Annotated in this window: 7 protein-coding genes; 6 read left to right on the plus strand and 1 reads right to left on the minus strand. The window is 70.1% G+C overall.

What is annotated here, in order from left to right; all coding sequences use genetic code 11:
• Positions 1-111 precede the first annotated feature (111 nt).
• Positions 112-972, minus strand: coding sequence for a sigma-70 family RNA polymerase sigma factor (locus Pta02_RS40360; protein ID WP_203880340.1), 861 nt, complete (start codon positions 970-972; stop codon positions 112-114).
• Positions 973-1,232: 260 nt separating this feature from the next.
• On the opposite strand from Pta02_RS40360, the gene Pta02_RS40365 reads away from it, so the two are divergent.
• From Pta02_RS40365 to Pta02_RS40390, 6 genes are all read left to right on the plus strand, one after another.
• Positions 1,233-1,715 (plus strand): flagellar protein FlgN, encoded by a 483-nt coding sequence (locus Pta02_RS40365; protein WP_203880341.1) that lies wholly within the window; start codon positions 1,233-1,235, stop codon positions 1,713-1,715.
• Entirely contained in the window at positions 1,716-3,146 is a 1,431-nt protein-coding gene (gene flgK / locus Pta02_RS40370; protein WP_203880342.1) for a flagellar hook-associated protein FlgK, read from the plus strand.
• Positions 3,147-3,161: 15 nt separating this feature from the next.
• Positions 3,162-4,043 carry a flagellar hook-associated protein FlgL gene (flgL, locus tag Pta02_RS40375; protein WP_203880343.1) on the plus strand — a complete coding sequence of 294 codons (882 nt, stop codon included), beginning with the start codon at positions 3,162-3,164 and terminating at the stop codon, positions 4,041-4,043.
• Between the two features lie 20 nt (positions 4,044-4,063).
• Positions 4,064-4,489 (plus strand): flagellar assembly protein FliW, encoded by a 426-nt coding sequence (locus Pta02_RS40380; RefSeq protein ID WP_203880344.1) that lies wholly within the window; start codon positions 4,064-4,066, stop codon positions 4,487-4,489.
• 55 nt (positions 4,490-4,544) lie between these two features.
• Positions 4,545-4,781: a carbon storage regulator CsrA gene (gene csrA, locus Pta02_RS40385; RefSeq protein ID WP_444980751.1), complete on the plus strand. Its 237-nt coding sequence runs from the start codon at positions 4,545-4,547 to the stop codon at positions 4,779-4,781.
• A gap of 369 nt (positions 4,782-5,150) precedes the next feature.
• Positions 5,151-7,134: putative bifunctional diguanylate cyclase/phosphodiesterase (locus Pta02_RS40390; RefSeq protein ID WP_203880346.1), on the plus strand; the 1,984-nt coding region annotated here is incomplete at its 3' end.

The raw sequence follows: 7,134 nt of genomic DNA on the forward strand, positions 1-7,134 counted from the left end.
TAGGGCCTTGCCGGTCCTTCCGTGGCCCGGTCTGCCTCACCTATCGACAGTGGCCGGGGGGTGCTGAAGGTTTCTCAGCGGCTTTTTCAGAATTCTTCTGGCGGGGTGGTCTCAGGCGACGCGGGCGACGGGGGCGCCCAGGGCGTCGGTCATGGACAGGCGGCTGCGCAGGTCGCCCTTGGCGGAGATCTCGGCGTAGTAGGCGGCGCGGCGCTTGGCGACGCAGCCGTCGGGGCGCTGCGGCGTCTCGACCATCTCGGGGGCGAGCTGGGAGTTCATGCCGTCGCGCAGCAGGACCAGGGCCTCGGCGCGCAGCTGGGAGACGCGCGACTCGGTCACGCCGAGCTCGTCGGCGATCTCCGCCATCGGGCGCTCCTCGAGGAAGTAGCGGGTGACGACCAGGCGCAGGCGCTCGGGAAGGGCGTCGATGGCGTGGGTGAGGTAGCCCAGGCGCTCGCGGTGCAGGATGAGCTCCTCGGGGCCGGCGGTCCGCTCCTGGACCATGTCCTCGGCGGTGCCGGGGGCGAAGCCCTGCAGGCTCAGGACGACGGCGCGCTGCACGTCCTCCTCGATGGCCTCGATCTCCTCCTCGGCGACGCCCAGGGCGACGGCGAGCTCACGGTTGGTGGGGGTACGGCCCAGCGAGCCGCTGAGCTCCTGGCGGACCGAGTCGAGCTGGCGGGCGCGGCTGCGCACCGAGCGGCTGGCCCAGTCGAGGCCGCGAAGCTCGTCGACCAGGGCGCCGCGGATGCGGACGGCGGCGAAGCGGCCGAACGGGGTGCCGCGCTCCGGGTCGAAGGAGCGGGCGGCGGCGGCCAGGGCGGCCAGACCGGCGGAGGTGAGGTCGTCACGGTTCACGTGCGAGGGAACTCGCATGAGCGTCTCGCGGACGATGTGACCGACGAGAGGCAGGTGCTCGCGGACAAGGTTCTCGATGTCGCGGTTGACAGCGGTCGTGTCCAGAGTCCTCACAGCGCGGCCCTTTCGGTGTTTCGGGAAGGTCCTGCCGGCCCCCGTGGTGCCGACAGGAACTAGAAAACCGTCACAAAGAGGTAGGAACCGGTTGCTTTCGGTTGCCGTACGGTTGCGGGAAATGACTTCTCGTCATGCCGCGAGCACAGGGAGTCATGGTTCGCGCGCCGCGCGGGAAGTTCTCAGGCCTGGCGCCGGGCTGCCGAAGGTGCTGGAGAAGCGCGCCGTCAGGCGCACCGACGAGTGAGAAGGCGGGACGGATGAGCTTGGCCGATCTGTCGAGCACCCTGTGGCGGATCCGGGAGATGATGGATCTGCTGCTGTTCAAGCTCGAAGAGGAGCAACTCGTACTGGCCGCAGGCAAAACGCGCTGGCTGCCGCACGCCACCCGTGAGGTGGAGATGGTGCTTGAGCAGATCCGCAAGTCCGAGGTGCTCCGGGCGGCCCAGGTCGACGCCGTGGCCGCCGAGTTCGGACTGGCGCCCGCACCCAGCCTGCAGGCCCTCGCCGCGGCCGTCGACGAGCCGTGGAGCGAGATTTTCCAGCAGCACCGGGCGGCCTTCCTGACCGTCACCGCGGAGATCACCGCGATGGCCGAGGCCAACCGCGAGCTGCTCACCGTCGGAGCGCGCGCCGTGCACGAGGCTCTGATGAACGTCACCGGCTCGGTGACGACCTACAGCCGCTCCGGTGAGACGGTCGGCGTCGGCCGTTCCTCCCGACTCGTCAACGAGGCGATGTAATTGAGCACCTTCTCTGGAATCTCGACTTCCCTCAGCGCCCTGTACGCCCAGCGGCAGGCGCTGGACGTGTCCGGGCAGAACGTCGCCAACGCCAACACCGAGGGCTACAGCCGCCAGCGCGTCGAGCTGAACTCCGTGGGCGGCGTGGTCACCCCGGCCATGTACTCCGTCACCGAGGGCCTGGGCAACGGTGTCACCGCCGCCGGCGTCGTCCGGATGCGGGACGAGTTCCTGGAGTCCCGCGGCCAGATCGAGCACGCGAAGTTCGCATACCTGGCGGGCCAGGAGGAGATTCACGCCCGCGTCGAGGAAGTCTTCGGCGAGCCCAGCGACACCGGCATCCAGTCCCAGCTCTCCGGTTACTGGAACTCCTGGCACGACGTGGTCAACCAGCCCGGCGGCCCGACCGGCAACGCGGCCCGCGCGCAGCTCCTGCAGGAGGGCGCCACCGTCGCCGACAGCCTGCGCAGCGCGAACGACACCCTCGAGTCACTGTGGGACAGCACCGCCGAGCAGGTCGACTCCCTGGTCACCGAGGTGAACACCGCGGCCGACACCGTCGCCCAGCTCAACCAGGCGATCGTGCGCGCCACCGCCGCGGGCCTGCCGGCCAGCGAGATGCAGGACAAGCGCGACGCCATGGTGCTGCGGCTGGCCGAGCTCACCGGCTCGACCTCCAAGGCCCTGGCCAACGGGGCGGTGGACGTCACCGTCGGCGGCGTCAAGCTGGTCGAGGGGCCGACCGCCAAGGCGCTGGACGTCGTCGGCGCCGGCACGCTCCGGGACGCCACGGCCAACCCGGTCGCCCTGCGGTGGCGGGGCACCACCACCGACGCCACCCTCACCACCGGCCAGCTCGCCTCGTCGCTGAACTCGCTGAACGTGGTCCTGCCGGAGTACTCCGCCAAGCTGGACCAGGTGGCGCAGAAGCTGGCGGGCACGGTCAACACCCAGCACGTCCAGGGCTACGACCTCAACGGCGACCCGGGTACGGCTTTCTTCGTCTCCGAGGACGGCGGCCCGATCACCTCCGCGTCGATCAAGGTGGGCATCACCGAGGCGGCGAAGGTCGCGGCCTCGTCCGTGCCCCCGACGATCGACCCCATCACCGGGGTGAAGAAGGGCAACCTCGACGCCGGCAACGCCGACATCCTGGCGGGCCTCAACACGTCCGCGACCGGCCCCGACACCTTCTACCGCGAGGTGGTCACCGGTCTCGGCGTCGCCTCCCAGGCCGCGCAGCGCCGTACGGCCATCCAGAACGTCGTCACGCAGAACAACGACTCCCAGCGCCTGTCCCAGTCCGGGGTCAGCCTGGACGAGGAGATGGCCAACATGATCCTCTACCAGCGCGCCTACCAGGCCGCCTCGAAGATGATCTCAACCATCGATTCGACCTTCGACTCCCTCTTCAGCATGATCCGGGGCTGATGACACATGACGTACATGCGCGTTACCGAGAGCTCGATCACCAACAAGGTTCTCAACAACCTGCAGAACAACATCACTCGGATGGGTGACATCCAGAACCGGCTCTCCGGCGGCAAGCAGCTCTCGCGGCCGTCGGACTCGCCCTCCGGGACGACCTCGGCGCTGTCCCTGCGCAGCGACATCCGCACGCAGGAGCAGTACACCCGCAACGCCGAAGACGGCATGGGCTGGCTCAACACCATCGACACCGCGCTGACCAGCGCGAGCACCCAGGTGAACCGGGCCAGGGAGCTGGTGCTGCAGGGCATGTCCTCCGGTACGGCCGGCTCCTCGACCGCGCGCGTCGCGGTGGCCTCCGAGGTCAAGAACATCCGGGACTCGCTGATCGGCGTCGCCAACAGCACCTACCTGGGCCGGCCCGTCTTCGGCGGCGCCGCGTCCGGATCGCTGGCCTACAACGCCGACGGCAGCTACAACGGCCAGGGCGGCTCCGTGATGCGCACGATCGGCGACAACACCAAGATCGCCGTCAACTCCGACGGGACGCAGGCGTTCGGCACCGGCAATACCCAGCTCTTCACGGTTCTGGCCGACATCGCCGACCACCTCGAGAACGACCCGTCCCAGCTCGGCAACGACCTCACCCGGCTCGACACGGCCATTTCGAAGCTGCAGACCGAGATCGCCGACGTCGGTTCCCGCACCAACCGCGTGTCACAGATGCGCGACGCGGCGGATTCCAGGATCGTCAGCTTCAAGACCCAGCTCTCGGACATCGAAGACATCGACCTGCCCATGACGATCACCGAGCTGACCCTGCAGCAGACCGCCTACCAGGCGGCGCTCGCGGCGACGGCCAAGGTGGTCCAGCCCTCGCTTGTGGACTTCCTGAAATGATCACTCTTAAGGATCGCCCGATGAACGCAGAGGCCACGGCCCCGACGACCGCCGGCAGCGAGGAGCTGCCCACGATCGAGCTCGTCTGCCCGATGCCCGGCTTCGCCGGAAACCGCCGGTTCGTCCTCGTGCGAATGGACGACAGCGGAGTGCTCTACTCCCTGCGCTCGCTGGACAACCCGGACCTGCGCTTCCTGGTCATCTCCCCGAACCCGTTCTTCCCGGACTACGAGCCCGAGATCGACGACGCGACCCTGGCGATGCTCGCCACCGATGAGACCGCGGAACTGCTCGTGCTGCTCATCGTCACCGCGCCGGGCTCCATCACCGAGGCGACGGCCAACCTGCTGGCGCCCATCGTGGTGGACACCGCCACCCGCCGGGCGGTCCAGACCGTGCTCACCGGTTCCGACCTTCCGGTCCGGGCTCCCCTGGTATCCGCCTGACGTCGGTTAGGCTGCCGGTACGTCCCCCCGGACATGAAGGAGCTGGACGTTGCTGGTGCTGACCCGTCGTTCGGGGGAGAGTCTGATGATCGGTGACGACGTCGTCGTCACCGTTCTCGATGTGCGAGGAGACGTGGTCCGGATCGGCATCCGCGCCCCGCGCTCGGTCCCCGTTCATCGCGAGGAGATCTTCCGCGAGCTGCAGGCCGCGAACCGCGAGGCCGCCTCGACGAACGAGAACGCCCTGGACGAGCTGCGCCGCATGCTGCAGCCGGGCGGATCGGAGACCTGAGCCCCTGACCGGCCCGTGGCCTCCCGCCCCGCGCGGGAGGTTCCGCCTGTCCGCCTGGGTTGGAATTCATGCCATCCCCGAATACAGGGCCGATGGTCCCAATTGACGTGCCGGTTTGCGGGGATCATCTCTGAGGGGACCGGCCGTCCCAGCGGTGCGCGCCGATCCCGACCGGCTTTTCGTAAAGCACGGCCTGTTTCTGACGATCTGTGAGGCGGAAGTGACCAGGCGGCGGCCGTACCCGTCCGGCGACCGGAGCGCGACCGATCGCCCGTCCGGGCGGTCCCGCACCGGCGGCTCGCCGTCGTCGCCACGCCCGACGAGGCGGGGACCGGCGTCTCCCCGGTCCAGGCCGAGCAAGAGAAAAGCATGAACCAGACACCCCCTGGAACGATCCCGGCCGCCGGCTCCCGCTCTGAGCGCGGGCCGCGCGGCTGGTCGGCGTTCCTGACCGGGGGTGGCCTGCTCATCGCCCTCGCCCCACTTCTGATCTCCCTCTCCCCCGTCGCCGGCGACCTGCTCTGGACCCTGGTGCAGGGCGTCTCGGTCGTGGCCGTCGCCATCGGCATCCGCCGCAACCGCCTGGAGCACCTGTGGTACTGGCGGCTGATGAGCATGGCCGTCGCGCTGGCCTGGGTCTCGAACACGCTGGGCTGGATGATCGGCTGGAGCTGGCTGGGGATCGAGTCCATGCGCGTCTTCTACGACGTCAGCACCCTGATCTCCTACGGCCTGGGACTGGTGGGCCTGTTCGTGCTGGGCAACCGGCCCGGCACCGCCCGGTGGGCGGGGCTGCTGGACGCGGGCATCATCACCGTGGGCGTGGCCATGCCCTTCTGGACGTTCGTCGTCCACCCGGCGATCGACCGCGGCGCCCATACCGGCGCCGACCTCACCTTCGTACTGGCCATGCCCGTCATCGACCTCTTCGTGCTCGGCATGGTCGCCCGCCTGCTCTTCGACAGCCGGCGGGCTCCCTGGCTGATCCTGCTGGGCGTCGCCTACGTCACCATGTTCGTGGCCGACAGCGCCTTCCTGCTCGACCTGGCGGCGGGCCGGCCGATGGGCGCCCTCGCGGTGACGTCCTGGCTGAGCTGGTCGGTCCTGGTGGGAAGCGCGGCGCTGCACCCGAGCGTGGGGCAGTCCGGAGAGATCCGGGCCCCCGCCGTCTCCAGCCGGGCCCGGGTGACGATGTTCCTCGTCCTGGCCCTGCTCGGCCCGCTGGTCTCCAGCCTCGGCCGGGTCTTCCTTTACGCCGACGTGGCCCGGCGTCCCTTCGACGACCTGATGATCACCGGGCTGACGGTGCTGCTGGCGGTGCTTCTGGTCCTGCGGCTGAACACGGTCGCCCGGGTGGCCGAGACCCACGCCGCCGAGCTGAACCGCCAGGCCGCCCGGCTCACCGCGCAGACCGCCGAGCTCAGCGACGCCCTGCGCACCCAGGAGCGCCTGCAGCGCAGCCTGTCGCACCGGGCCTCGCACGATCCGCTGACCGGGCTGGCCAACCGCGCTCTTCTGGGCCAGGCCCTGCACCAGGCCCTGACCCCGCCCGGGGGCGGGAACGCCGCGGCCGGGTGGGAACGGTGTCCGCCGGCCCTGCTGCTGATGGACCTGGACGGCTTCAAGGACGTCAACGACACCTTCGGTCACCCGGTCGGCGACGCCCTGCTCATCCAGGTGGCCCAGCGGCTGCGCGCCCTGGTCCTGCCCGAGCACACCCTGGCCCGCCTGGGCGGCGACGAGTTCGCTCTGCTGATGCCCGCCACGCCCGGCCCGGCGGCGCTGGAGCTGGCCGGGCGGATCCGCGAGACCCTGCAGGCCCCCTACTTCCTGGCCGGGCAGGAGGTGCACGTGAGCGCCAGCGTCGGCGTGCTGGCCGACACCGGCTCGGTCACCGCCGCCGACGCGCTGCGCGACGCCGACCTTGCCCTGTACGCGGCCAAGAACGCCGGCAAGAACCAGGTCACCGCCTTCGACCCGGCCCTGCGCACCGCCCGCCTGGAGCAGGCCCGGCTGACCGCCGGCATGCGCCAGGCCCTGGAGCGCCGGGAGATGGAGCTGCAGTACCAGCCCATCGTCGATCTGACCTCCGGCGACATTCGCGCGGTGGAGGCGCTGCTGCGCTGGAGCCCGCCCGGGGAGCGTCCGGTGCCGCCGGACGTGTTTATCCCGCTCGCCGAGGAGAGCGGGCTGATCGTGCCGATCGGCACCTGGGTGCTGGAGCAGGCCTGCCAGGACGCCCGGCGCTGGTACGAGCACCACCGGCTGGCCGTGACCGTCAACATCTCCGGCCGTCAGCTGCGCGAGCCGTCGTTCGCCGCCTCCGTGCTGGCCATCGTGAGCCGCCACCGGC

Source organism: Paraplanobispora takensis (assembly GCF_016863195.1).
GTDB lineage: Bacteria > Actinomycetota > Actinomycetes > Streptosporangiales > Streptosporangiaceae > Planobispora > Planobispora takensis.

Bases quoted from the DNA above. Each gene is read 5' to 3' on its own strand.
- Pta02_RS40365 (WP_203880341.1), top strand. From the start codon at position 1,233: ATGAGCTTGGCCGATCTGTCGAGCACCCTGTGGCGGATCCGGGAGATG.
- flgL (WP_203880343.1), top strand. From the start codon at position 3,162: ATGCGCGTTACCGAGAGCTCGATCACCAACAAGGTTCTCAACAACCTG.
- Pta02_RS40380 (WP_203880344.1), top strand. From the start codon at position 4,064: ATGAACGCAGAGGCCACGGCCCCGACGACCGCCGGCAGCGAGGAGCTG.